The following is a 25,299-nucleotide window of genomic DNA, read 5'->3' as shown; positions in this document are numbered from 1 at the left end:
GGGAACGGTTCTGTGACATGTCCAGGACGTGAGTGGAACACTCGGGACCGTTTGCGGCCGTCAGGAACGCATGCGCAAACCCCTCGGAGTGGCGTGGAAACCGGCCGCCTCCAGGGCCGGGCCCAGGGGGGAGGTCAGGGCCGCCGCGGCGTTGATCCGTTCCACCGTGAGGGCCGGGAGCGTGCCCGCGCGGGAGGCGGCCGCCAGGGCGGCCGTGGCCGCCGTGAGCCGGGGGTCCTCCGGAGCGGGCCAGGCCAGCAGGGTCTTGCCGCCGCGCTCCAGGTACAGGACGAGCTCCCCGTCCACCAGCACCACCAGGGAGCCCGCCTTGCGGCCCGGCTTGTGGGTGGCCCCGGCCGGCGGCTCGGGCCAGGGCAGGGCCGCGCCGTACGCGTTCGCCGGGTCGGCGGCCGCCAGCACCACCGCCGCCAGCGGTGGCGGGGTCCGCTCGGCGGCCCGGAGCCGGTCCACCGCGCCGTCCATCGCGAACTGGGCCGCGCCCAGCCCTTCCACCACGTAGCCCCGGCGTGCCTGACCGCTGTCCTCGAAGGCCGACAGGACGCGGTAGACCGCGCTGAAGCCGCCCTCCACTCCTTCCGCGGCGACCGCCCCGCGGGTCACCACCCCGTGCCGGTCCAACAGCGTGCGGGCCAGGGCGTGGGCCCGGTGGGTCGGGTCGGGGGCCGCGGCCGGCAGCAGGGACCAGCGCCCGGAGACCGTGGGCGGGCCGGTACGGGACACGGTCGCACTGAGCGTGCCGTACCGGCCGCGGGGGACGGTGCGCCGGGCCCGGTGTGCCGTCGAGCCGGCCGTGCGGCCCGAGCCGAGCAGCGAGCGCAAGGGCGCCAGGGTGTCGTTGGTGAGCCGGCCCGACCAGGCCAGATCCCATACGGCCTCGGAGAGGGCGACGTCGGACACCTCGGGGAACTCGCCGCGGATCGACTGCGCGATCTGTCGGAAGAACAGGCCGTACCCGCCCGCCAGCGACGCCAGGACCGCCTGGTGGAGGGGGCTCTGTTCCAGCGGGTGCGGCGGGGGCAGCAGCATCGGGGCCGCTTCCGCCAGGTAGAGGGAGACCCAGCCGTCCTTGCCCGGGAGGGCGCCGGCGCCCGCCCACACCACCTCGCCCGCGGTGGTCAGTTCGTCCAGCAGGCCCGGGGAGTACCCGCTCACCCGTGACGGGAGGATCAGGCGTTCCAGCGCGGAGGCCGGGACCGGGGCGCCCTGGAGCTGTTCCACCGCCCGGGCCAGCCCGTCGAGGCCGCGCAGGGCTCCGCCCAGGTGCTGCCACTGGGGGAGGAAGGTGGCCAGCGAGGTCGGCGGCACCGGTTCCAGCTCCTGGCGGAGCGCGGCGAGCGAGCGGCGGCGGAGCCTGCGCAACACCGTCGCGTCGCACCACTCCTGGCCGATGCCCGCAGGGTGGAACTCGCCCTGCACCACCCGGCCGGCCGCGGCCAGCCGGTGCAGGGCGCCTTCGGTCACCGCCGCGCCCAGGCCGAAGCGGGCGGCGACGGCGGCCGTGGTGAAGGGTCCGTGGGTGCGGGCGTACCGGGCCAGCAGGTCCCCGAGCGGGTCCTTGACCGGCTCGGTGAACGCCTCCGGGACGCCGACGGGCAGCGCCGTGCCCAGCGCGTCCCGCAGCCGGCCCGCGTCCTCGATCGCCGCCCAGTGGTCCGCGCCGCCGATCCTGACCGCGATGGCGCGGCGGGCAGCGGCGAGCTCGCCGGCCCAGGCCGGATCGGCCCCGCGCTCGGTCAACTGGTCCTGCGTCAGCGGGCCCAGCAGGCGCAGCAGGTCGGCCACCGATTCGGGATCCTTGGCCCGCCGGTCCTCCGTGAGCCACTGCAGCTCCCGCTCCAGCTCCTCCAGCACCTGCGCGTCGAGGAGTTCGCGCAACTCCGCCTGGCCGAGCAGCTCCGCCAGCAGCCGGGAGTCCAGCGACAGCGCGGCCGCCCGGCGCTCGGCCAGCGGCGAGTCCCCCTCGTAGAGGAACTGGGCCACGTACCCGAAGAGGAGGGAACGGGCGAAGGGGGAGGGCTCCGGGGTCGTCACCTCGACCAGCCGGACGCGGCGCGCCTCGATGTCCCCCATCAGCTCGGTCAGGCCGGGCACGTCGAAGACGTCCTGGAGGCACTCCCGTACGGCTTCCAGCACGATCGGGAAGGAGCCGAACTCCGAGGCCACCTGGAGCAGCTGGGAGGCGCGCTGGCGCTGCTGCCACAGCGGGGTGCGCCGGCCGGGGCTCCGGCGCGGCAGCAGCAGGGCGCGGGCCGCGCACTCGCGGAACCGGGAGGCGAACAGCGCGGAGCCGCCGACCTGGTCGGTGACGAGCTGGTTGATGTCACCGTGGTCGAAGGCGACGTCGGCCGCGCCCAGCGGGGCCTTCTCGTCGTCGAACTCGAACCCGTGCGCGGCCGCCGGGTCGTGGTCCAAGAGGTCCATGGACAGCAGGTCCGCGTCGGGCAGACGGAGCACGATCCCGTCGTCGGCGTGCATCACCTGCGCGTCCATGCCGTACTTCTCGGCGAGGCGGGCACCCAGCGCCAGCGCCCACGGGGCGTGCACCTGCGCGCCGAAAGGGGAATGGACGACGACCCGCCAGTCGCCCAGTTCGTCGCGGAACCGCTCGACCACGATGGTCCGGTCGTCGGGGACGTGACCGCAGGCCTCGCGCTGTTCGGCGAGGTACGCCAGCACGTTCTCGGCGGCCCAGGCGTCCAGACCGGCCGCCAGCAGCCGCAGCCGGGCGTCTTCCTCGCCCAGGCCGCCGAGCTCGCGGAGGAACGCGCCGACCGCGCGGCCCAGTTCGAGCGGCCGGCCGAGCTGGTCGCCCTTCCAGAACGGCAGTCGGCCCGGCACCCCGGGGGCGGGGGTGACCAGGACCCGGTCGCGGGTGATGTCCTCGATCCGCCACGAGGTGGTGCCCAGGGTGAAGACGTCCCCGATGCGGGACTCGTAGACCATCTCCTCGTCGAGCTCCCCGACCCGGCCGCCGCCCTTCTTGGGGTCGGAGCCCGCGAGGAAGACACCGAAGAGACCCCGGTCGGGGATCGTGCCGCCCGAGGTGACCGCGAGGCGCTGGGCACCCGGCCGGCCCGTGACCGTCCCCGCCACCCGGTCCCAGACCACGCGCGGCCGGAGCTCGGCGAACGCGTCCGACGGATAGCGCCCGGCCAGCATGTCCAGCACCGCCGTGAACGCCGACTCCGGCAGCGCCGCGAAGGGCGCCGCCCGACGCACCAGGGCGAGCAGGTCGTCCAGCTGCCAGGTGTCCATCGCGACCATCGCGACCAGCTGCTGCGCCAGTACGTCGAGGGGGTTGGAAGGCACCCGCAGGGACTCGATCGCCCCCGTGCGCATCCGCTCGGTGACCACCGCCGCCTGCACCAGGTCGCCCCGGTACTTGGGGAAGACCACCCCGGTGGAGACCGCGCCCACCTGGTGCCCGGCCCGACCCACCCGCTGCAGCCCGGAGGCCACCGAGGGCGGCGACTCCACCTGCACCACCAGGTCCACCGCGCCCATGTCGATGCCCAGCTCCAGGCTGGAGGTGGCGACCACGGCGGGCAGCCGGCCCGCCTTCAGGTCCTCCTCCACCAGTGCCCGCTGCTCCTTGGACACCGAGCCGTGGTGCGCCCGGGCCAGCAGCGGCGGGGCGCCCAGCGCGGCACCCGACTGGGCCATCACCTCGGCCGGCGAGGAGTGCTCGGGCAGCTTCTCGCCGACGGCGCGCTCGTACGCGATCTCGTTCAGCCGGTTGCACAACCGCTCGGCGAGCCGGCGGGAGTTGGCGAACACGATCGTCGAGCGGTGCGCCTGCACCAGGTCGGCGATCCGCTCCTCCACGTGCGGCCAGATCGACGGCTTGTCCCCGCCCTCCTTGCCCTCGGTCGCGGGGGAGCCGCCCAACTCGCCCATGTCCTGCACCGGGACGACCACCGACAGGTCGAACTCCTTGGCCGACGGCGGCTGGACGATCTCCACCTTGCCGCGCGGCGCCAGGTACCGGGCCACCTCGTCCACCGGCCGCACCGTCGCCGACAGCCCGATCCGGCGCGCCGGGCGTGGCAGCAGCTCGTCCAGCCGCTCCAGGGAGAGGGCGAGATGGGCGCCGCGCTTGGTCCCCGCGACCGCGTGCACCTCGTCCAGGATCACCGTCTCGATCCCCGCGAGGGCCTCCCGGGCCGCCGAGGTCAGCATCAGGAACAACGACTCGGGCGTGGTGATGAGGATGTCCGGCGGGCGGGTGGCCAGCGCCCGCCGTTCGGCGGGCGGGGTGTCGCCGGAACGGATCCCGACCCGGATGTCCGGCTCCGGCAGGCCCAAGCGGACCGATTCCTGGCGGATCCCGGTCAGCGGGCTGCGCAGATTGCGCTCCACGTCGACGGCCAGCGCCTTCAGGGGCGATACGTACAGTACGCGGCAGCGCTTCTTCGACTCGGCGGGCGGCGGGGTCGACGCGAGCCGGTCGAGGGCGGCGAGGAACGCGGCCAGGGTCTTGCCGGAGCCGGTGGGGGCCACCACCAGCACGTCCGAGCCCTCCCCGATCGCCCGCCAGGCGCCCTCCTGCGCGTCGGTGGGCGTGACGAAGGCCCCCGTGAACCACGAGCGGGTCGCGGGGGAGAACGAGTCGAGCGCAGCGCCTGCCATGCCCCCATCGTGCACCCGGCCACTGACAACGGGCCGGACCTGGGCAAACGCGCGACGCGGGCGGGGCGCAGAATGGGGGGATGGGGACGGACGAGGGCGCCGGGGGGCGCCGGGAGTGGGCACGGCACTGGCAGTACGCGGAACTGCCGGGCCTCGACCTGCTGCGCGCCCACTACGTGCGCCACACCTTCCCGCGCCACGCCCACGACGGGTACGTCATCGCTGCCGTCACCGGAGGCATCGAGGAGATCGGGCTCCCCGGCCACGTCGTGCGCGCCGGGCCGGGCAGCGTGGTCCTGATCAACCCCGAGGTACCGCACACCGCGCGCGCCGGCGTGCCCGAGGGGTGGGCGTACGCCACGCTCTACCCCTCCAGCGAGCTCATCGTCGAGGTCGCCGAAGACCTCGGCACCTTGCGCGGCACCCCCGGCTTCACCACCGACATGGTCGCCGACCCCCAGGGCGCGCAGGCCATCACCGAGATCCACCGGGCCGCCGAGGCGGGGAACGCGCTGGCCGCCGACACACTGCTGCGCAGCGTGGTGGCGCGGATGCTGACCCGGCACGCCGGACCGCTGCCCGCCCGTACCGTCCGTGGTGCGGGCGGCGCCGACGCCGCTACGGCCCGGGCCGTACTGCAGGAGCGGATGGCCGACCCGCCGTCGCTGGAGCAGCTCGCCGCGGAAGTGGGCACGAGCCCCTTCGCCCTGCTGCGAGCCTTCCGCGAGCGGTACGGGATGCCGCCGCACACCTGGCTGACCGACGCCCGGGTCCGGCAGGCGCGCCGGCTCCTCGACGCGGGCACGGCGCCCGCGGAGGCGGCCGTCGCCGTGGGCTTCACCGACCAGCCGCACCTGAACCGGCACTTCACCCGGATCGTGGGGGTGCCGCCCGGCGCGTACCGGCGGGAGCGCACGCTCTAGGCTGCCGATCATGGACGTCGGGGGAGTACGGGCACGCTACGAGGCGCAGGTGCGGGGACGGGTGCCCGAGTGGCCGGCCGTCGGCGCCGTGGTCGAGCGGGACGGTCCCCTCGTCCGCACCCACTACGGCACGCACGGGACGGTGGAGCACCAGCCGCTCCCGGCCCGCGTGCCGGACCTCGACGCGCTGGTCCTGCGCCAGCGCGAAGCCTTCGCGGCGCGGAACGAGCCCGCGCGGTGGAACGCGTACGGCACGGAGGCGCCCGCCCTGGCGGGGGCGCTGGCCGCCGCGGGATTCGTTCCCGGGCCCGAGCGCTCGCTGCTGGCCGCCGAGTTCGCGCGGTTGACTCCGGGCCGCCCTGACGGCCGGCGATCGGGGGTGCACTCCCTCAACAGCGGTACCGAGGATCCCGCCTGGTGGGCGGCGGCCCGCGGGCTGGCAGCCGCCTCCGGTCCGCACGCCAAGGGCCTCGCCGAGTTCGAGGCCGACGGCGGCCCCTTCTACGGCCGGGCGGACGCCGCCGTGCTGCTCGACGACCGGGGGCGCGTGGCCGCCGCGGGGTGGGCGGAGCGCGTCCCGGGGACCTCGTTCGTCTCCGTCGGCGGGCTGACCGGGCCGCACCCCGAGCTCCTGCTGCCCTGGCAGGCGCTCGGGCAAGCCGCCCACGTGACCGGCCGCCCGGCGACCCACTACGTCGCCGAGGCCGCCGGAGACCTCCGCACGGCGCTGCTGACGGCCGGCTTCGGCGAGCTGACCACCGTCCGCACCTTCCGCTGGGACCCGCCCGGGACGCCCGTGCCCGTGCGGCCCGTGCGACAGCTGCGCGGCGAGCTCGACACCGGCCCGGTGTGGGAACGGCTGGAGCGGGAGTTCGGCTTCCGGCCCAGCACCAGTCGTTTTCCCGGCTTCGACGCGCCGGCACCCTCCGTCACCTGGTCGCTCGACGCGCTCGACCAGGGCGGAGACGAGCGCCTCGACGCACTCGCCCGGATCGCGCGGCGCGCACTGCGCGCGGTCACCGTCGCCGTCACCGGGCTGGGGCTCGGGCCCGGTGACGGGCAGACGCTGTACTGGCTCGATTGGCAGCACATCGGCTACGCCTTCGACCCGCACCGGGTGGGCGGCCCCGGCCGCCCGAAGTGGCCGGGTTCGGTCTACCCGGACGGCGACTACTACCTCTACCTCGACCCCGAGCTGCGCTTCGGTACGCTCGGGCACCCCTGGGAGCACACCCTGTGCGTGTTCGGGGCGCCCCTGCTCGCCGAGGCCGAGGCGGAGCTCACCGTGCTCCTCGGGGAACCGGTGCGCCGGCGGGACTGACGCCGGGCGCGCGCAAGAACGTACAAGACCCGCCCGGCGGGCCCCGCGTAGTTTCGGGGCGTGGGAGAGAACCAGCTGGTCACAGAGCCAGAGATACGAGAGACGCAGGCGCCCGACGAGCGGCCGCGCGCCGCCGTGGTGCGGGACGCGCTCGGGGTCGGGGTGGCCGTCGGACTGTCCGGGTTCGCCTTCGGGGTGACCGCCGCCGGGGCCGGCATCAGCACCCTCCAGGCCTGTGTGCTCAGCCTCCTCGTCTTCACCGGTGCCTCGCAGTTCGCCCTGGTCGGGGCGCTCGCGGCGGGCGGGAACCCGTTCACCGCCGCCGCCGGGGCCTTCTTCCTCGGGACCCGGAACGCCTTCTACGGGCTGCGGCTGTCGCAGCTGCTCAAGCTGCCCCGCCCCGTGCGGCCCCTCGCCGCGCACTGGGTGATCGACGAGACCACCGCCGTCGCGCTGGCCCAGCCCGACCGGAAGTCGGCCCGGCTCGGCTTCACCGTCACCGGGCTCACCCTCTACGTGCTGTGGAACCTCACCACCCTGCTCGGCGCGCTCGGCGCCGAGGCCATCGGGGACACCAGGGCGTGGGGCCTGGACGCCGCCGGACCCGCGGTGTTCCTGGCACTGCTGGCCCCGATGCTGAAGACCTCCACGGAGCGGGCCGTCGCCGCCCTCGCGCTCGTCCTCGGGCTCGGCTTCCTGCCCGTACTGCCCGCCGGGGTGCCCGTGCTGATCGCGGCCCTGGCCGCCCCCGTCGTGCTGTGGCTGAAGGGACGCCGCTCGTGAACGTCTGGATCGCCATCGGCCTCACCGTCGTCGGCTGCTACGCCGTCAAGCTCGCCGGGCTGCTCGTCCCCGCCGGGGCGCTGGAACGGCCGCTCGTGCGCCGCCTGGCCGCCCTGCTGCCGGTCGCCCTGCTCGCCGCCCTCACCGCCCAGCAGACCTTCAGCACCGGGTCCGCCCTCGTCGTCGACGCCCGCGCCGCCGGACTCGCTGCCGCCGGACTGGCGCTGCTGCTGCGGGCCCCGTTCCTGGTCGTGGTCGCGGCCGCCGTCGTCGTCACCGCGGGGGTACGGGCCCTGGGGGGCTGACCTTGGCGGGCAGGCGCCCGTACGCGCGCAGGGTGAGCAGGGCCTCCAGGGTGGCGATCGGCCGCCGCTCCAGCGAACTCCCCGGCGCCCAGGCCCGCCGGCGCACAGGCCAGCCGCCGTCCGGCTGCTGCTCGGAGGCCAGGAAGTCCAGTGAGCGGCGCAGCTCCGCGTCGGTGAACCAGCCGCGGGCCAGCGACTCCGGCCGTCGGGCGAAGTCGTGCGGGTACAGGCGCTCGCCCGGCGCGTAGCCGGGGGCCTCCGGGTACTCCGCCCGTCGCACCGGATCGAGCACCACGAGCCGCTGCTCGCGCACCAGCCGGCCCAGCCGGTCCGCGGCCGCCGCCGCGCGCGCCCGGTCGGGGATGCCGTCGAGGAAGGCCACCGCGCTCTGGATCTCGTACGGGTGCGAGTGGCGCAGGTTCTCGACCCGTTCCCAGCAGAAGTCCGTGGCCCGGAAGAGCCAGGCGTGCCAGACCCGGTTGCGGTGCAGTACGCCGACGACCGGGCCCGTGGTCAGCAGCTCGCCCGGCGGGTCGTCGTGCACGGGGTGGTAGGGGGCCGCGGGATAGTCGCGGGGGGCCGGGAAGATCACCGGAAGCGCGCCGTCCGCGGTGGAGACCCCGGTCAGGTGGCGGCAGAGCCGCTCGACGCGCTGCCCGGCGCAGCGGCCCAGGCTGTCGAGCACGCGCAGCGCGTGCGCGGTGTGCAGGGGCTGGCTGAGCGGACCGCGAAGGTCCGGATCGAGTGCGTGACCGTAGCCCCCGTCCGCGTTGAGATACGAACCGAGGGCCGTGTCCACCGGGTCGGGGTCCCCGCCGAGGAAGTGGAACGCGAACCGCCGCTGCTCCAGCACGCGGGCCGTGAGCCAGATGAACTCCTCGGCGCGAGCCAGCGGGGTCTGCGGGGGCTGAGGGGTCTCGGGGCTCTGGGGAGTCTGGGGAGTCTGGGGAGACGGCTGGATCTGTGGGGGCTGGGGGGTTTGCGGGGAAGCTTCGTTTCCGGGCATGCGTGCAACGTAGGACGCAGTGGTGCGGCGGGGAGGGCCGAACGCGGGCGGTGCACTCTCCCGGGGCGGGATACTGGGGGCATGCGGTTGACGATTTTCTGGGAACGGATGGCGGAGCACTTCGGCGCGGGCTATGCAGACTCCTTCGCGCGGGACCACGTCATGACGGAGCTGGGCGGGCGGACCGTCCACCAGGCGCTGGACGCGGGCTGGGAGACCAAGGACGTGTGGCGCGCGGTGTGCTCGGCCATGGACGTGCCGGCGTCGCTGCGCTGACGAGCGCGCTGTTTCGCGGGGGCGGGCGCGGGTGGGACAGACTGGGCGCCGTGGCAGCCAGCGAAGAGACGACCGATCAGTCCGCCGAGGCACGGGGGGTGACACCGCCGGTGCAGGCGGAGGAGCCGAAATCGCCGGGTCAGTCGGGTCCACCGGGTCCACCGGGTCCGCCCGGGCCGCCACCACCCGGGTCGCCGCCGTCCGGGGCGGCCCCCGCCGCGGACGACGCGCGCATGCCGCGCTGGCTGCCGCGCGCCGTGATCCTCGTACTGGCCCTCGTGGCCTGTTTCCAGCTCGGCAGCTGGGCCTTCCACCAGCTGATAGGCCTCCTCGTCAACATCCTGATCGCGTTCTTCCTCGCGCTCGCGATCGAACCGGCGGTGGCCAGGATGGCGGCCAGCGGCATGCGCCGCGGGGTCGCCACCTTCGTGATGTTCCTCGCGGTGCTCGTCGTGACCGCAGGCTTCCTCGCGCTGCTCGGCTCGCTGCTCGCCGGACAGATCGTCGCCATGGTCGAGGGCTTCCCGGGCTATCTCGACTCGGTGATCAAAGCGATCAACTCCACCTTCCACACCGAACTGTCCCGGCTGGAGATCCAGGAGAGCGTGCTGCGCTCCGACTGGCTGCGCAAGTACGTGCAGAACAGCGCGTCCGGCGTGCTCGACGTCTCCGCCACCGTGCTCGGCGGACTCTTCAAGCTGCTGACGATCGGACTGTTCTCCTTCTACTTCGCCGCCGACGGACCGCGGCTGCGGCGCGCGCTGTGCTCCGTACTGCCGCCCGCGAAGCAGGCCGAGGTGTTGCGCGCCTGGGAGATCGCCGTCGCCAAGACGGGCGGGTACCTCTACTCGCGCGGGCTGATGGCCCTGATCTCCGGTGTCGCGACCTACATCGTGCTGGCGGTCCTCGGGGTGCCGTACGCGCCCGCGCTCGCCGTGTGGGTGGGACTGGTCTCGCAGTTCGTCCCCACCATCGGCACCTATCTCGCGGGCGCGCTGCCGGTCCTGCTCGCCTTCACCGTGGATCCCTGGTACGCGCTGTACGTACTCGGCTTCGTGGTGATCTACCAGCAGTTCGAGAACTACGTCCTGCAGCCGAAGTTGACCTCGAAGACCGTGGACATCCATCCGGCGGTGGCCTTCGGATCGGTCATCGCGGGCACCGCCCTGCTGGGCGCGGTCGGGGCGCTCATCGCGATCCCGGCCGTCGCCACCTTGCAGGCCTTCCTCGGTGCGTACGTCAAGCGCTACGAGCTGACCCGGGACGCGGATTCCTCTACTTCTCGTCCGCGGCGACGCGTACGACTGCCAAGGCTTCGCTGACGGTCGCCTCGACGGCGGCCTTGTCCAGACCGAGGCCGCTCAGCGGGCCCTCGCCGTTCTCCAGCTCCAGGAGCGCGAGCAGGACGTGCTCCGTGCCGACGAAGTCGTGGCCCAGGCGAAGGGCCTCGCGGAAGGTGAGCTCGAGCGCCTTCTTCGCGGACGCGTCGAAGGGGATCAGGTCGGGGACCTCCGGCTGGGCCGGGGGCAGCAGGGCGGTCGCGGCGGCGCGTACGTCGTCCGCCGCGACCCCCTGGGCGCGCAGGGCGTGCCCGGCGATGCCCTCGGATTCGGCGATGAGGCCCAGGACCAGGTGCTCGGTGCGGATCTCGGTGTTGCCTGCGGCGCGGGCCTCGTTCTGGGAGGTCATGACGATGTTGCGGGCGCGGGGGGTGAACCGGCCGAAGCCGGCGCTCGGGTCCATGCCGCCGGCGCCCTCCTTGTCCGCCTTGGGGACGAAGCGCTTCTGGGCCGCCTGGCGGGTGACGCCCATGCTGCGGCCGATGTCGGTCCAGGAGGCGCCGGAGCGGCGGGCCTGGTCGACGAAGTGACCGATGAGGTGGTCCGCGACGTCCCCGAGGGCCTCTGCCGCGACGACGGCGCCGCTGAGCTGCTCCAGGGGGTCTGCGTGGACCTTGTTGATGGCCTCGATCAGGTCGTCGAGGCGTACCGGATTGGTCATGCGAACGGGTTCCACCGAAGGGTTCGTCATAGGTGCAACCGTAGGTTGACACTTCCGTGAGTGTCAACCCTGGGTTGTCACTCGCGCGGGGCGGTCGTGGACGCGGGGCCGCGGTGCCATCCTGAGGAGGAATCGCGAGACGCGGAGGCCGCCATGGGGTTCTACGCCGAGCAGGCAGTGCCGCGGATCCTGAACGTCGCCTGCGGGGCCGAGATGGCCCGGCCGCTGCGCCGCCGGGTCTGCGCGGGGCTCGTGGGCGAGGTCGTCGAGATCGGCTTCGGCGCGGGACACAACGCCCCCTTCTACCCGCAGGCCGTCACGGGCGTGTCGGCCGTCGAGCCCTCCGACGTCGCGTGGCGGCTGGCCGCGAAGCGCGTACGCGGCACCCGCGTCCCGGTCCGGCGGGCCGGCCTGGACGGCCAGTCGCTGCCCTTCGACGACGGCGGTTTCGACTCCGCGCTGTCCACCTGGACGCTGTGCACCATCCCGGACGCCGTAGCCGCCCTGCGCGAGCTGCGCCGCGTGCTCAAGCGCGGCGGAACCCTGCACTTCGTCGAACACGGGCTCGCCCCCGAGGGCGATTGGCGCGTGCGCCGCACGCAGCGACGGCTCGAACCGCTGAACATGCGGCTCCTGGGCGGCTGCCACCTCACCCGCTCCGCACCGGACCTGCTGGCGGCGGCGGGATTCACGATCACGGCCCTCGACGTCTTCTACGAGGAGGGCGCGCCGAAGTTCCTGTGCGCCGAATCCCTCGGGACGGCGATCTCCCTCTGACCGACGACCCGTCACGAAACCATCACGAGGGGCACGGGCCCCGAGCGTCCCTGGCAGCATCGGTCGGACCGATCCAGGGGGGTTCCAGGTTCCATGAGATTCCGTGTGCGTGTCCCCGCAGCGACCCGTGCCGCCACTGCCACCGTCACCGTCGCAGCCGTCGCGCTGTTGCTCGGAGGCTGTTCCCAGACCCCGGCCGAGCGGCTGGAGGAGTGGTACGGCTCGGGAGGCGAGGACCAGATCAGGAAGCTGAACGAGGACGCCGGCCGGGTCAACGAGGTGAGCATGCGCACGCTCGACGTCCAAGGACCCGCCTGCCAGGACCTGCTGGCCCAGACGGCCAAGGCCGAGAAGCTCGACCCGATCCCGGACGAAGCCGCCCAGCGGTACTGGAAGGAGGCCCTCGGCGGATTCCGGCGGGGGGCGGCCGAATGCGCCGACGGGGCCGCGAAGAAGGAGGGGAGCCAGGTCTCCCGGGGCATCAGGGTGGTCCAGACGGAAGGCCTCCCCAAGCTGGTCAGCACCGTCTCGATGATCAAGGCGGGCCTGGCGGCGGCCAAGTGACCTGACCGGGGCAGGTGTCGGTGGCGCCCCGTAGGGTCCGTGCAGGGCCGGCGGCGGTGGACGACGACCGGCCGCCGCACCCGACCGGAGGCCGTTCTTGCCCGCGATGCACGACTTCGTGACCTGGGAGCCGCTGTTGCGGATCCTGCGCGCCGACGGCGCGCGGACGCCCGTGGCCCCGCACGGCCACCTGGCGGGACGGATCGGCCGGCACGGCTGGGTACGGGTTCCTCGACGTCCGCGGCGCGGACGGGCGGACCGGGCCGAGCTCGACGCGGTGGAGCGGGTGCTGCGCGCGCTCGCGGAGGCGGAGGTCGGCTGCGTCTCCTTCAAGGCGGAGATCTCGCCGACCGGGGCGACCGCGCTCCACCTGCTCGATCCCGGACCCGCCGTGGAGCCCGGCTTCGCCACCCCGCACCCGGGGGCGCTCCTCCTGGTCGAGGGCGCGCTCCCCGAACCCTGGCGCCGCCGCCCCGATCCGACGCCCGGGGCGCCGCCGTCCCCGTCGGCGGATCCGGCGTCGCTGGAACGCACGCTCCGCGCGCGGGTGCCCGGCGCCCGGGGGGCTACGGAGGAGGAGATCGCCGCCGCGGAGAAACGGCTCGGCGTCACGCTGCCCGGCGAGCTCAAGGTGCTCCACCGGGTGGCAGCGGCGGGGCGCAGGGGCCGTGGCGGCGACGACGAGGCCGCCGAACGCCTCGATCGGGCGGTCGGCTGCGAACTCCTCCCCCTGGAGCGGATGTACGTCGCCCACGCCCGCACCCGTCCGTGTGCCTGGCGGTCCGCGGCGACGCAGGTCGTCGTCACACCGCCCGGCGCCGCCGTGCAGGGCCTGGTCGGTTCCCCCGGCTGGATCGTCTTCGCGGTCGGCGGCGGAGGCGACCCGATCGCGGTCGATCTGACGCCGGGTCCGAGGGGCGCCCTCGGACAGATCGTGCTGCTCGACCACGAGCAGGTCATCGGCGCCGAACTGCTCGCCGACTCCCTCACCGACCTGGTGGTGAACGGACGTCGGGAAGGGCGCCGCGACCGCCGGTGGGACGGGCCGCCGCCCGGGGCCCGGACCGACCTCGCGAGCCTGACGAACCCCCGTGCCGCCGTCGACCCCCACCTGGAGGTCCTGACCACCGGCGGATGGCAGGGCGCACCGCTGAGCTTGGTCCCCGTCATGGGACTGCCCCGGCTGCGGACCCTCGCCGCCTCCCCGGGCACGCTCGCCGACCCGCTGGAGATCGCCCGACTGACCGCACTGGAGTTCCTGGAACTGGGCCCGCAGGACTGGCGCGTCCTGCTCGACGCCGGAGCCGTGCCGCGGGGCCTCGCGGCGGCCGCCATCGAGGTGCACCGCGACCAGGACCCGCTCCCCGTCGTGGAACTCGCCAACGAGATCCTCGCCCTCCGGGACCGGCCCCCGATCACCCGGACCGTCCTCCACGGGGACCTCGGTCCCGCCCAGCTGCTGGGCACCCGGTCTCCCGCGATGTCCGGGGCCCGTGATCGCATCGACCGACGCGTGTCGCCGCCGACTCCTCACGCGCGGTCCGGGAGGCGCTGTGGATTCTGATGACGGTTCGTGGTGGGTGATCTTCGCCGTTGCGGCCGGGGTGACGGTGGTCCTCGGCGCTCTGTTCCTGTCCGTGGTGGCCGCAATCGTCCTCGGCGTCGGCCGGGTGCGGCGCAGGCGTGGACGCTGACGGGGCGCTCCTGGTCCCGTCACCGCAGGGTGGGGCGGGGCGGGCGTGGCGCGCTTGACAGGAAAATCGAACATCCATTCTGATGGGTTATCCACAGCCGAAGTGCTCGTGGAGGCGCATTGTCAGTGGCAGGCATTAGCGTCAGTGACGTGAAGCGATCGACTCAAGCAAACCGGGTGGAACCCATGGCAGGCACCGACCGCGAGAAGGCTCTCGACGCCGCTCTCGCACAGATTGAACGGCAATTCGGCAAGGGTGCGGTCATGCGCCTCGGCGACAAGCCGAACGACCCCATCGAGGTCATCCCCACCGGGTCGACCGCGCTGGACATCGCCCTCGGCGTCGGCGGGCTGCCCCGCGGCCGTGTGATCGAGGTGTACGGCCCGGAGTCCTCCGGTAAGACGACCCTGACCCTGCACGCCGTGGCCAACGCACAGAAGGCCGGCGGCACCGTCGCCTTCGTGGACGCCGAGCACGCGCTCGACCCCGAGTACGCGAAGGCCCTCGGCGTCGACACCGACAACCTCATCCTGTCGCAGCCGGACACCGGCGAGCAGGCACTGGAGATCGTGGACATGCTGGTCCGCTCCGGTGCCCTCGACCTGATCGTCATCGACTCCGTGGCCGCGCTCGTGCCGCGCGCGGAGATCGAGGGCGAGATGGGCGACTCGCACGTGGGTCTCCAGGCCCGACTGATGAGCCAGGCGCTCCGGAAGATCACCGGTGCGCTCAACCAGTCCAAGACCACCGCGATCTTCATCAACCAGCTCCGCGAGAAGATCGGTGTGATGTTCGGCTCGCCCGAGACCACCACCGGTGGTCGCGCGCTGAAGTTCTACGCCTCCGTGCGCCTCGACATCCGCCGCATCGAGACCCTCAAGGACGGCACGGACGCGGTCGGTAACCGCACTCGCGTCAAGGTCGTCAAGAACAAGGTCGCGCCCCCGTTCAAGCAGGCCGAGTTCGACATCCTCTACGGCCAGGGCATCAGCCGCGAGGGCGGCCTGATCGACATGGGCGTGGAGCACGGCTTCGTGCGCAAGGCCGGCGCCTGGTACACGTACGAGGGCGACCAGCTCGGCCAGGGCAAGGAGAACGCCCGCAACTTCCTGAAGGACAACCCCGACCTCGCCAACGAGATCGAGCGGAAGATCAAGGAGAAGCTGGGCGTGGGTGTCCGCAAGGACGCCGCCGAAGCCGGTACGGACGCGGCCGACACCGCGGCCACCGCCGTGCCCGCCCCGGCAACGAAGGCCAAGACGACGGCCAAGGCCGCCGTGGCCAAGAGCTGACCCGTGCGGGAGCAGGAAGGGGGCGGCGAGCGCCGGGGCGGCCGTGAGGGCCGTTCGGAGCTGCCGCCCCAGAGCCCCGAGGAGCAGGCGCGGGCGATCTGTCTGCGCCTGCTCACCGGGAGCCCGCGTACCCGGCGCCAGCTCGCGGACGCCCTGCACAAGCGGGGCATCCCCGAGGAGGTGTCGCAGCAGGTCCTCTCCCGGTACGAGGAGGTGGGCCTGATCGACGACGCGGCCTTCGCCGGAGCCTGGGTCGAGTCCCGGCACCGCGGCCGGGGTCTGGCCCGCCGGGCGCTGGCCCAGGAGCTCCGGACCAAGGGGGTGCACACCACCCTCGTGGAGGAGGCCCTGGAGCTGCTGGACTCCGATCAGGAAGAGCAGACCGCTCGGGAGCTCGTGGAGCGCAAGCTCCGCTCCACCCGGGGTCTGGAGCGGGACAAGCGGATCCGGCGCCTCGCCGGGATGCTCGCCCGCAAGGGATACCCGGAGGGCATGGCACTGCGGGTGGTGCGCCGTGCGCTGGAGGCTGAGGGCGACGACGCCGACGACCTGGGGTACCCGGGGGAGTGAGCCGGTGGGCCCGGGGTGGGGGTAGCCCCCGGGACCAGAGGCCGGGGCACGCCAATGTCAAGCGCCGGGCTCGGCGGCAGAGTTGGCCGCATGATGCTGCGCTACGCCCTCCAGACCATCAGGGACCGCAAGGCCGGTTTCCTCGGCGCCTTCGTCGCACTGCTGTGCGCGGCCGCCCTCGTCACGGCCTGCGGGACACTCCTGGAAACGGGCCTCCGCGGAAAGATCGGCACCGAGCGCTACGCGGCCACGCCGATCCTCGTCTCCGCCGACCAGAACGTCCACGAGACCACGGTCAAGGAGAAGAAGGGCGGACGGACCAAGACCAAGCACAAGGCCAAGCCCGTCGCCGAACGGGCCTGGCTCCCCGCCGCCACCGTGGACACGGTCCGCGCCGTACCCGGCGTCGAACGGGCCGTCCCCGAGCTCACCTTCCAGGCCGTTCCCCTGCTCGAGGGCCCCGGCGCACCGGTGCCCTCGTACGGGCACGCCTGGACCTCCGCCGCACTGACCCCCTTCACCCTCAGCGAGGGCCGCGCCCCGCAGGGCGGCGGCGAGGTCGTCGTCGACCGTGCACTGGCCGCCCGCGCCGGGCTGGAGCCCGGCTCCGAGCTCGCCGTGCAGTCCACCGGCGAACCCAGGACGTACCGGGTCAGCGGGATCGCGAAGACGGACCGGGACGCCCGGGGCGACCTCGCGCAGCAGCACGCGCTCTTCTTCAGCGACGACGAGGCCCGGCGCCTCGCCGCCCGCGACGGCCAGGTCAGCGCCATCGGAGTGCTGCCCGCGCCGGGTGTCGGCGCCACCGAGCTCGCCGCCCGCGTCGAGCGGGTGCTACGAGGCACCACGGCGCAGGTCGCCACGGGCGACGATCGCGGCCCCGTCGAATTCCTCGACGCCGCCGGCGCCCGCATCAAGCTGGCCTCCATGGGCGGCGCGATGGGCGGTACCTCGCTGCTCGTCGCGATCCTCGTGGTCGTCGGCACCTTCGCGCTCTCCGTCCAGCAGCGCTACCGCGAACTCGCCCTGCTGCGGGCCATCGCCGCCACCCCGGGGCAGCTGCGGCGCATGATCGGCCGGGAAGCGCTGCTCGTCGGCCTGGCCGCCGGCGTCGCCGGAGCGCTCGCCGGGCTGCCGCTCGCCGCATGGCTGCACGGCCGGTTCGTCGACAGCGGGGTCGTCCCCGCCACCCTCGAGCCCACCGCCGGCATCTTCCCGATGTTCGCGGCCGTCGCCGCCAGTCTGCTCGGAGCTTGGGCCGCCGCCCGGATCACCGGCCGCCGGATCGCCCGGATCCGCCCGGCCGAGGCGCTCGCCGAAGCAGCCGTCGAACGGGGGCGGCCCGGCTGGATCCGCAGCGGGCTCGGCGTGCTGCTGCTGGCGGGCGGGGCGGTGCTGGTCGTCGTACTCGGCTCGCTGCGCACCGAGCCGGCCTCCACCCCGGTCACCTTCCTCGCCGTGGTGGTACTGGCCGGGGCGGTTTCGCTGCTCGGCCCGCTGCTCGTACGGGGCGCCACCGCGCTGCTCGCCGGACCGCTGCGGCTGGCCGGCCCGGGCGGCCACCTGGCCACCGCCAACCTGCGCGGCAACGCCACGCGCATGGCCTCCGCCGTCACCCCGCTGGCGCTGCTGATCGGCATGACCTGCACCGTGCTCTTCATCACCCCGACGCTCGGGGACGCAGCCCGGGCCCAGGCCCGTGACGGGATCCGGGCCCCGTGGGCACTGGCCGCGCAGGGGCCCGGAGTGACGCGGGAGGCCGCCGAGCGGGTCCGGCGTACCCCGGGGGTCGCGGCGGCCACCGAGATCGTGCACACGTCCGTACGGGTGGGGCTGACGAAGTACGCCGCGCAGGGCGTGACCCCGGCCGGGCTGACCCGGACCTGGGACCCGGAGGTCACCGGCGGCAGCCTGGACGGCTTCGGCGAGGGGAACGCGGCGGTGAGCGAACTCGCCGCCGACCAGCTGGGGCTGAAGCCGGGGAGCCCGCTGAAGCTGACGTTGGGGGACGGAACCCCGGTCACGCTGACGGTCTCGGCCGTGTACGCGCGGGGCCTCGGCTTCGGCGATCTGACGCTGCCGCACGGGCTGGTGGCCGCGCACGCGGACAATCCGCTGGCCGCCAGCGTGCTGGTGGCGATGGAACCGGGTTCGGTGACCGGACGCGAGCAACTGGCCGCTGCCGTAAGGGCGTTCCCGGACGTACGGGTGCTGTCCGCGCAGGACGCCGACGCGGCACGGGCGCAGCGGCAGGAAGCCGGGGCGGAGATCAACCTGCTGGCGATGGGGCTGGTGCTGGCCTTCACGGCGATCGCGGTGGTGAACACGCTCGCGATGTCGACCGCCGAGAGGTTCCGGGAGTTCGCGATGCTTCGGCTGGCCGGGGCGAAGCGCCGGCAGGTGCTGCGGATGCTGCGGACGGAGGCGTTGGCGGTGCTCGTGATCGGGACGGCGCTGGGTTCGGGGATCGCGCTGGCCGTACTGACCGCGTTCAGCGTGGGCATGACGGGGGTGGCGACGCCCGCGGTGCTGCCGGTGGCCTACGCGGCGGTGGTGGGGGTGGCCGGGTTGCTGGCCCTGGTGGCCACCGCCCTCCCGGGCCGGGTCGCGTTGCGGGTACCTCCGGTGGAAGTGGCCACGGCCAAGGGCTAGCGGGGGCCGGGGGCGCCGCCCCCGGATCCCCGCGCCTGAAACTCCCCCAGCGACCGCTGGGAGGCGCCCCCCGGCGAGGCTGGATTCAGGCGGGTGCGACCGGGAGGCCGGCGGACTTCCAGGCCTGGAAGCCGCCGGTCAGGTCGGTCGCGCGGTGGAGGCCCAGGGTGTGGAGCGAGGCCGCGGCGAGGCTGGACGCGTAGCCCTCGTTGCAGATCACCACCACCTGGAGGTCGTGGCTCGTGGCCTCGGGGAGGCGGTGGCTGCCCCGTGGGTCCAGGCGCCACTCCAGCTCGTTGCGCTCGATGACCAGCGCGCCCGGGATCAGCCCGTCCCGCTCGCGCAGGGCCTGGTAGCGGATGTCCACCAGGAGGGCCCCGGCGCGGGAGACGGCGTACGCCTCTCGCGCGTCCACGCGGGTGTAGCCCGCGCGGACCCGCTCCAGCAGCTCGTCGATGCCGATCGGGGCGCTCACTGCCAGTCCGCCGGACGCTCGACGTGCTCCAGGCTGAGCACCGGGCCGCTGCGGCTGTAGCGGCGGATCAGCGGGAGCGGCGGGTAGTAGGCGTGCACGGAAACCGCGTGCTCGGCCTGCGACTCGTTGAGGACCTCGTGCACGTGGTGTTCACGGAAGGCGCGCCCCGACCCTGCGGCCAGGGTGCGGCGGCGGTCGACGTCCGGCGCCAGTTCCAGGGACTTCCAGCCCTCCGCGGGCAGGCGCACGGTCAGCGAGTGCTCGGTGAGCCGGCCCCGGGCGGTGGCGAACGCGCCCCGCGATTCGGCGTGGTCGTGCCAGCCGGTGCCGGTGCCCGGCGGCCAGCCGATCAGCCACGCCTCGCTGCCGGCCGGCCCGTCCAGCCGGATCCAGGTGCGGCCCTCGGGATCGAGCGGCAGCGAGGCCACGATCTCGGGGTCGGCCGCCGTGCGGAGGGCGAAATCGAGGAGTTCGGCGGCCGTGGGGCCGCCGGCTGCCGGCGAGGACTCCGGGGCGTACGAGGGTGCGGATGCGGGAGCAGACATGAAAGGGGACCGTTCCTGGGTTCGCGGAGGTGCGCGCAGGCCGGTGGACGGCACGGGGCGCGCGGAGGGAAGGGCGAATCAGCAGGAAGGGCGACACACGCAGCCCGCGTAGCGGAGCAGGTCCATATGGACCCTCCGCCACAGGCGTACGTCGTTGCCGGTCATTCCGCGAGTGAACCACGGAGTCCCGGAGACGGTCAATCGATCACCACGGTCGGCGTGGGCGCCGGAGCGGGCGTCGGCGTCGTGGTGGCGGGCGCCGGCACCCGCGACGCGGGCGCGCCCGCCCGGAGGGTGTCCGCCGCCTCGTACAGCTCCGCCGGGCGGACCCCGGCGAAGGTCGCCGCCAGGTGCCCGTCCGGCCGCACCAGCAGCACGGTGTGCGCCGGAGCCCCCGGATAGCTGTCCGCGACCAGCAGGTCGGTGCGGGCCGGGAGGGCGCTCACCGCCGCGGCGAGTCGGGGCATCAGTCCGGCGCCGAGCCAGTGCCGGCGGTCCCAGACCCCGGTGCCGGGAGCCACCAGGACCACCAGCAGCCGACCCTGCCCGAGCAGGTCCCGCAGCGGCACGGTCGCCCCGTCGGGGGCGGTCACCGCAACGTTCGCCACCGGGCCGCCCGGCTCCGTGGCCGTCGGGACCTCGCGCACGGCGACCGGCGGTGCGTACGTGGGCTCGGCGCCCAGCGGCCCGCGCCCCAGGTGGCCGTCGGTGAGCAGGGATTCGGCGGAACGCGCGGCGCCGGGGAGGTAGGTGCGCAGGCCGCCCCCGGCCCGCAGCGACGGCATCGCCTGGTCGGCGGCGCGCAGCCGCGAGGCGACCGCGGTGCGCCGCTCGCCCTCGTAGCTGTCGAGCAGGGCCTCGGAAGCCCCCTGGTGCCAGGCCAGGGAGAGCTTCCACGCCAGGTTCTCGGCGTCCCGGAGTCCCTCCTCGACCCCCTGGGTGCCGAGCGCGCCCAGCAGGTGCGCGGCGTCTCCGGCGAGGAAGGCGCGGCCGTCGCGCCAGCGTCGGGCGAGGCGGTGGTGCAGGGTGTGGACCCCGGTGTCGATGAGGTCGTACGGGGGTGTCGTGCCGCCGCACCACACCGCGAGGGTGTCGCGGATCAAGGTCACCAGTACGTCGGGAGTCACGAGTTCCCCGCGGGGCGGGAGCAGCCAGTCCAGCCGCCACACCCCGTCGGGCAGTGGCCGCGAGGTGACCTCGTGCGGCGGGTTGCGGTGCAGCAAGGCCTCGCCGGGCCAGGGCAGTTCGGTGCGCAGCGCGGCCACGGCGTGCCGTTCCACGGCGGTGCGGCCCGGGAAACGGATGCCGAGCAGCTTGCGCACGGTCGAGCGGGCGCCGTCGCAGCCGACCAGGTAACTCCCGCGCCACCAGGTGGTTTCGGCGCCCCGGGTGTGCGCGGTGACGCCCCGGCCGTCCTGTTCCAGGGAGTCCAGCTTGCTGTCGGTGACCAGTTGGACGAGCGGGTGGGCCGCGGCGGCGTCGCGCAGTCCGCGCGTCAGCGCGTGCTGCGGCACGTGCAGCGGGGCCGGGTGGTCCTCGAAGGTGATCCGCCGGTCGGTCTGGCGCCGGCGCATCGTGCGCCAGGCGGCGAAGTGAGCCCCCTCGTCGCGCAGCGTCGTACAGCCCAGCCGGTGCGCCATGGCCGCCGTTTCGGCGTGCAGGACGACGGTGCGGGCCGGGCGGACCTCTTCCTTGCCGGGCCCTTCGTCGAGCACGACGGAGGGCACGCCCGCACCCGCCAGGGCGAGCGACAGGGACAGCCCGACGGGTCCTGCGCCGACGACGATCACCGGGTCCATGGCGCGGCTCCCGATGTCCGGTATGTGATCACAGAACGTATGCAACCCACTGTAGGTGCCCGCGTCAAGTGACCCTGGTCGGCGCAGTGGTAAATGGAATCAGAAATTCCGAAAGGGTCGTCACTTCCGTCGGGGCCGACACCCTCGCGGAACGCCGAACCGCGGTGCGGCCCGGCTGTTCCTGGTGGTCGTGGCCGTGTCCGCATCGCGGGCGTCGCCGCTCGAAAGGAGCCGAATCGAGGGCGGGCCGCAGGGCGGTCGGGGCGCATGACGGTCGGCGATTCGGGGGTCGGATCCGCTCGAGCCGTTCGGCCGATTTCCGACACGGTGCGGCCGGAATTCACCCCACCGCAATTCAGTCAGTTTTTCCGGAAGTAATACCCTCGATTTTCTTGATGGCGCGAGTTGCCCGGTGTTCTGCTCATTTTCTTTAGGCGGCCATGGGGGTGATTCTCAAGTAACCCTCAGAAGGTTGCCCTTCTGCTTGCCGGGTTCCGGTGGGGGTGGAACTGTTGTGGCGCCGGGAATTTCCGGATCGACCGAGAAAAGGACGGGTGGAAATGAAGAAGCGGTACACGGCACTGCTCGCCGGTGCGGCGATGGCGCTCATCGGACTTCAAAGCGGCGTGGCGAGCGCGACCCCTACGGGCTGGCCGACCGGGTGCGCCAACGAGAGGTCCGCAACCGGCGCGGGCTGGTTAGCCACCTGTAGTCACAGCAATGGTGGACACTACAAGGCGGCGGTCATCTGCGAGCGGGACGACGGCGGTGGCGACGTCAGTGTTCATTCGCTGGAATGGAAGGACAAGCGTGATCCCTCCTTCATCGCCTGCCCGCCGTTCACTTCGGTGAAGAGCGGCGGCATCATCACGAGGTCCTATTGATGGACTAGGTCGCTCGACGCTCCTCCGGCGCGGCCGCCGTCGACGCCGGATGCCGCATCGATCGGTACAACGCAGTGTGGTGCGGCGGATGAATTCCGCCGCACCACACAGACTTCACAATATGAATGACCTGAGATCAGAACCCGAGGGTCCCTGGACCGGGAGGGCCGTCAGATCCCGCCCGAGTTCGCCCCGGTGGCCATGTCGTTGACGTCGTTGACGCCCACCACCGCGCCGGTGCTCTTCTTCGACTTCCGCAGTCGGCCCTCCAGCACGGAGGCGAAGCTGGTGAGGGCGAAGTTCACGGCGATGTAGATCAGCGCGATCACGACGAGGGTCGCGATGGCGTTGCTGTAGTTGGCCGAGATCTGCCGGTTCATGGAGAGCAGTTCGGCGAAGCCCAGCAGGGCGCCGCCGATCGCGGTGTCCTTGAGGATCACCACGAGCTGGCTGACCAGGGCCGGCAGCATCGCCGTCACGGCCTGCGGGATCAGCACGTACACCATCGTCTGGCCCTTGCGCATGCCGATCGCCTTGGCGGCGTCGCTCTGGCCGTGGGGCAGGGAGAGCACACCCGCCCGGACGATCTCGGCGATGACGGCCGAGTTGTAGAGGACCAGGCCCATGACCACGGCCCAGAAAGGCCGGGTGTCGGACGGGACGTCCAGGAACCGCGGCGCCATCAGGGCGTTGCCGAACAGCATCAGCATCAGCACCGGGATGGCACGGAAGAACTCGACCCACGTTCCGACCGGCCCCCGCACCCACGCGTGGTCCGACAGTCGGCCGATGCCCAGCAGCGCGCCCAGCGGGAGGGCGATCACCATGGCGAGCGCGCCCGCCTTGAGGGTCTCCAGCAGGCCCGGGAGCAGATACGTCGTCCAGACCCGGCTGTCGGTGACGAACGGCGTCCACTTGTCGGCGTCGAGCTGGCCCTTCTCGCCCATGAGGGACAGCGCCCACCACAGGACGAGCCCGAACAGCACGACGAAGATCCCGCTGTAGATCCAGTTGCGCACCTTGGCCTTGGGGCCGGGGGTGTCGTACAGCACGGAGCTCATCGCTTCACCGCCACTCGCTTGGCGACCCAGCCCAGCAGAAGACCGGTGGGCAGGGTCAGAAGGACGAAACCGAGGGCGAAGATCGCGAAGACCGCGAAGAGCGCCTGCGGCTCGTTCTCGAGCATTTCCTTCATCAGCAGGGCCGCCTCGGCCACGCCGATGGCCGCCGCCACCGTGGTGTTCTTGGTGAGCGCGATCAGTACGTTGGCGAGCGGTGCGACGACCGCCCGGAAGGCCTGGGGGAGCACGATCAGGGTGAGCACCTGGAAGAAGCTCAGTCCCAGCGCGCGGGCCGCCTCGGCCTGGCCGAGGGGCACGGTGTTGATGCCGGAGCGCAGGGCCTCGCAGACGAAGGTCCCGGTGTAGGCGATGAACCCGAGGACCGCGAGCCGGAAGCCGATCTCCTTGAACGTGCTGCCGCCCAGGGCGATGCCGAGGGTCTGGTTGAGTCCCAGCGAGCAGCCGATGATCAGCAACGTCAGCGGGGTGTTGCGCACCAGGTTGACGTAAGCGGTGCCGAAGCCCCGCAGCAGCGGGACCGGGCTGACCCGCATCCCGGCGAGGGCGGTGCCCCAGATCAGGGATCCGGCCGCCGAGTAGAGGGTGAGCTGAACCGTCACCCAGAAGGCTCCGAGCACGTCGTACTGCCCGGAATCAAGAAAATCGAACACGATGCCCTGCGCTCTCCCCAGGATGGCCGGTGAGGTGCGCCGCCGCCCGCGGCAGGCGGGCGGCGACGCTCCTCACCGATGAATCAGCTGCCTTCGGTGATCTGCGGGGCAGGCTCGTTCTTGTAGTTGGCCGGGCCGAGGTTCTTGTCCACGGCCTTCTGCCAGCTGCCGTCCTCGACCATCTTCTTGAGGGCGGCGTTGATCTTGGTCTGGAGCTCCTTGTCGCCCTTCTTCAGACCGATGCCGTAGTTCTCGTTGCTCAGGCTCAGCCCGACCAGCTTGAACTTGCCCTTGTTCTTCTCCTGCGCCGCGTAGCCGGCCAGGATCGAGTTGTCCGTGGTGAGGGCGTCGACGGCCTTGTTCTCCAGGCCGGTCAGGCACTCGGAGTAGCCGCCCTGCTCCAGCAGGTCGGCCTCGGGGGCCAGCTTGGTCTTGACGTTCTGCGCCGACGTGGAGCCGGTGACCGAGCAGAGCTTCTTCTTGTTCAGGTCCTCGGCCTTGGTGATGCTCGTGTCGTCGGCGCGGACCAGCAGGTCCTGGTGCGCGAGGAAGTACGGGCCGGCGAAGTCGACCTTCTCCTTGCGCTTGTCGTTGATCGAGTACGTCGCGACGACGAACTTCACGTCACCGTTCGAGATCAGGTTCTCGCGCTCGGCGCTGGGGGCCTGCTTGAACTCGATCTGGTTCGGCTCGTAGCCGAGCTCCTTGGCGACGTAGGTCGCGACGTCGACGTCGAAGCCCGTGAACTTGCCGTCCGGGGTCTTCAGGCCCAGACCGGGCTGGTCGTACTTGATGCCGACGACGATCTTGTCCTTGGCGCCACCGGAGGCACCGCCGTCACTGGCGGCGTCCTGCTTGCTGCCGCCACAGGCGGTCGCGGTCAGGGACAGGGCGACGGCGACGGCCGCGGCCGCAGCGGCCTTGGAGATCTTCATGGTGAACTTCCCTCGGATGAGACGTGGTTGAACGACGAGCGACGCTTGCGGCGCACGCACGGCAGACAGGAACGATCCGGCGACGATCCGCATACGGATGACTACCAGACGGAAA

General features: G+C 73.0%; 24 protein-coding genes. 14 read left to right on the top strand and 10 right to left on the bottom strand.

Going from position 1 to position 25,299, the window contains the following annotated elements; translation table 11 throughout:
* Window positions 1–60: 60 nt before the first annotated feature.
* The gene (locus tag OG386_RS14070) at window positions 61–4,650 is read right to left on the bottom strand and encodes an ATP-dependent helicase (RefSeq protein ID WP_328788465.1); all 4,590 of its coding nucleotides are present in this window, start codon (window positions 4,648–4,650) and stop codon (window positions 61–63) included.
* Between the two features lie 80 nt (window positions 4,651–4,730).
* Here OG386_RS14070 and OG386_RS14065 point away from each other — a divergent pair, with 80 nt between their 5' ends.
* The 4 genes from OG386_RS14065 to OG386_RS14050 all read left to right on the top strand — a co-directional run bounded on the left by OG386_RS14065 (window position 4,731) and on the right by OG386_RS14050 (window position 7,982).
* Window positions 4,731–5,573, top strand: a complete 843-nt coding sequence (locus OG386_RS14065) for a helix-turn-helix transcriptional regulator (RefSeq protein WP_328788464.1) — start codon at window positions 4,731–4,733, stop codon at window positions 5,571–5,573.
* Window positions 5,574–5,583: 10 nt separating this feature from the next.
* Complete coding sequence (locus OG386_RS14060; protein ID WP_328788463.1) at window positions 5,584–6,894, top strand: DUF2716 domain-containing protein; 1,311 nt, start codon at window positions 5,584–5,586, stop codon at window positions 6,892–6,894.
* Window positions 6,895–7,029: 135 nt separating this feature from the next.
* The gene (locus OG386_RS14055) at window positions 7,030–7,677 is read left to right on the top strand and encodes an AzlC family ABC transporter permease (RefSeq protein WP_405790821.1); all 648 of its coding nucleotides are present in this window, start codon (window positions 7,030–7,032) and stop codon (window positions 7,675–7,677) included.
* A complete protein-coding gene (locus tag OG386_RS14050) occupies window positions 7,674–7,982 on the top strand; it encodes an AzlD domain-containing protein (protein WP_030010743.1) in 309 nt (102 codons plus the stop codon). The genes OG386_RS14055 and OG386_RS14050 overlap by 4 nt, the downstream gene beginning before the upstream one ends.
* On the opposite strand, the gene OG386_RS14045 is transcribed toward OG386_RS14050, so the two are convergent.
* Window positions 7,951–8,988 carry a hypothetical protein gene (locus tag OG386_RS14045; protein WP_328788462.1) on the bottom strand — a complete coding sequence of 346 codons (1,038 nt, stop codon included), beginning with the start codon at window positions 8,986–8,988 and terminating at the stop codon, window positions 7,951–7,953. The genes OG386_RS14050 and OG386_RS14045 overlap by 32 nt on opposite strands.
* A gap of 81 nt (window positions 8,989–9,069) precedes the next feature.
* On the opposite strand from OG386_RS14045, the gene OG386_RS14040 reads away from it, so the two are divergent.
* Window positions 9,070–9,264, top strand: a complete 195-nt coding sequence (locus OG386_RS14040) for a DUF3046 domain-containing protein (RefSeq protein WP_033217375.1) — start codon at window positions 9,070–9,072, stop codon at window positions 9,262–9,264.
* Window positions 9,265–9,314: 50 nt separating this feature from the next.
* Window positions 9,315–10,586: an AI-2E family transporter gene (locus tag OG386_RS14035; RefSeq protein ID WP_405788896.1), complete on the top strand. Its 1,272-nt coding sequence runs from the start codon at window positions 9,315–9,317 to the stop codon at window positions 10,584–10,586.
* On the opposite strand, the gene OG386_RS14030 is transcribed toward OG386_RS14035, so the two are convergent.
* Window positions 10,540–11,295, bottom strand: coding sequence for a Clp protease N-terminal domain-containing protein (locus OG386_RS14030; RefSeq protein WP_328788461.1), 756 nt, complete (start codon window positions 11,293–11,295; stop codon window positions 10,540–10,542). The genes OG386_RS14035 and OG386_RS14030 overlap by 47 nt on opposite strands.
* A gap of 123 nt (window positions 11,296–11,418) precedes the next feature.
* Here OG386_RS14030 and OG386_RS14025 point away from each other — a divergent pair, with 123 nt between their 5' ends.
* The 7 genes from OG386_RS14025 (at window position 11,419) to OG386_RS13995 (ending at window position 18,814) form a co-directional block, all read left to right on the top strand.
* Window positions 11,419–12,042, top strand: a complete 624-nt coding sequence (locus OG386_RS14025; protein WP_328788460.1) for a class I SAM-dependent methyltransferase — start codon at window positions 11,419–11,421, stop codon at window positions 12,040–12,042.
* Window positions 12,043–12,147: 105 nt separating this feature from the next.
* The gene (locus OG386_RS14020) at window positions 12,148–12,606 is read left to right on the top strand and encodes a hypothetical protein (protein WP_328788459.1); all 459 of its coding nucleotides are present in this window, start codon (window positions 12,148–12,150) and stop codon (window positions 12,604–12,606) included.
* 97 nt (window positions 12,607–12,703) lie between these two features.
* Window positions 12,704–14,170, top strand: a complete 1,467-nt coding sequence (locus OG386_RS14015; protein WP_328788458.1) for an SMI1/KNR4 family protein — start codon at window positions 12,704–12,706, stop codon at window positions 14,168–14,170.
* On the top strand, window positions 14,160–14,300 hold the full coding sequence (locus OG386_RS14010) for a hypothetical protein (protein ID WP_328788457.1): 141 nt from the start codon (window positions 14,160–14,162) through the stop codon (window positions 14,298–14,300). Before OG386_RS14015 ends, OG386_RS14010 begins: the two co-directional genes overlap by 11 nt.
* A 185-nt stretch (window positions 14,301–14,485) precedes the next feature.
* On the top strand, window positions 14,486–15,592 hold the full coding sequence (recA, locus tag OG386_RS14005; RefSeq protein WP_328788456.1) for a recombinase RecA: 1,107 nt from the start codon (window positions 14,486–14,488) through the stop codon (window positions 15,590–15,592).
* A gap of 3 nt (window positions 15,593–15,595) precedes the next feature.
* Entirely contained in the window at window positions 15,596–16,162 is a 567-nt protein-coding gene (recX, locus tag OG386_RS14000) for a recombination regulator RecX (RefSeq protein WP_328788455.1), read from the top strand.
* Between the two features lie 90 nt (window positions 16,163–16,252).
* Entirely contained in the window at window positions 16,253–18,814 is a 2,562-nt protein-coding gene (locus OG386_RS13995; protein ID WP_328788454.1) for an FtsX-like permease family protein, read from the top strand.
* 85 nt (window positions 18,815–18,899) lie between these two features.
* Here OG386_RS13995 and OG386_RS13990 read toward each other — a convergent pair whose 3' ends face one another.
* The 4 genes from OG386_RS13990 to OG386_RS13980 form a co-directional block, all read right to left on the bottom strand.
* Window positions 18,900–19,289, bottom strand: coding sequence for a rhodanese-like domain-containing protein (locus OG386_RS13990; RefSeq protein ID WP_405788906.1), 390 nt, complete (start codon window positions 19,287–19,289; stop codon window positions 18,900–18,902).
* A complete protein-coding gene (locus OG386_RS13985; protein ID WP_327382939.1) occupies window positions 19,286–19,834 on the bottom strand; it encodes a cysteine dioxygenase in 549 nt (182 codons plus the stop codon). Before OG386_RS13985 ends, OG386_RS13990 begins: the two co-directional genes overlap by 4 nt.
* 78 nt (window positions 19,835–19,912) lie before the next feature.
* Window positions 19,913–19,999 carry a putative leader peptide gene (locus OG386_RS46935; RefSeq protein ID WP_311318651.1) on the bottom strand — a complete coding sequence of 29 codons (87 nt, stop codon included), beginning with the start codon at window positions 19,997–19,999 and terminating at the stop codon, window positions 19,913–19,915.
* Between the two features lie 32 nt (window positions 20,000–20,031).
* Window positions 20,032–21,633, bottom strand: coding sequence for an FAD-dependent oxidoreductase (locus OG386_RS13980; protein ID WP_328788453.1), 1,602 nt, complete (start codon window positions 21,631–21,633; stop codon window positions 20,032–20,034).
* Window positions 21,634–22,193: 560 nt separating this feature from the next.
* Between OG386_RS13980 and OG386_RS13975 the strand changes: the two genes are divergently transcribed.
* On the top strand, window positions 22,194–22,517 hold the full coding sequence (locus OG386_RS13975; protein WP_328788452.1) for a hypothetical protein: 324 nt from the start codon (window positions 22,194–22,196) through the stop codon (window positions 22,515–22,517).
* 170 nt (window positions 22,518–22,687) lie between these two features.
* Here the strand turns inward: OG386_RS13975 and OG386_RS13970 are convergent, their stop codons facing one another.
* The 3 genes from OG386_RS13970 to OG386_RS13960 all read right to left on the bottom strand — a co-directional run bounded on the left by OG386_RS13970 (window position 22,688) and on the right by OG386_RS13960 (window position 25,184).
* Window positions 22,688–23,578, bottom strand: a complete 891-nt coding sequence (locus OG386_RS13970; RefSeq protein ID WP_328788451.1) for an amino acid ABC transporter permease — start codon at window positions 23,576–23,578, stop codon at window positions 22,688–22,690.
* The gene (locus OG386_RS13965; protein ID WP_328788450.1) at window positions 23,575–24,249 is read right to left on the bottom strand and encodes an amino acid ABC transporter permease; all 675 of its coding nucleotides are present in this window, start codon (window positions 24,247–24,249) and stop codon (window positions 23,575–23,577) included. The genes OG386_RS13970 and OG386_RS13965 overlap by 4 nt, the downstream gene beginning before the upstream one ends.
* Before the next feature lie 83 nt (window positions 24,250–24,332).
* A complete protein-coding gene (locus OG386_RS13960; protein WP_202199416.1) occupies window positions 24,333–25,184 on the bottom strand; it encodes a glutamate ABC transporter substrate-binding protein in 852 nt (283 codons plus the stop codon).
* Window positions 25,185–25,299: the final 115 nt, after the last annotated feature.

Source organism: Streptomyces sp. NBC_00273 (assembly GCF_036178145.1).
Lineage (GTDB): Bacteria > Actinomycetota > Actinomycetes > Streptomycetales > Streptomycetaceae > Streptomyces.
This window is presented reverse-complemented; position numbering and strand designations above follow the sequence as displayed.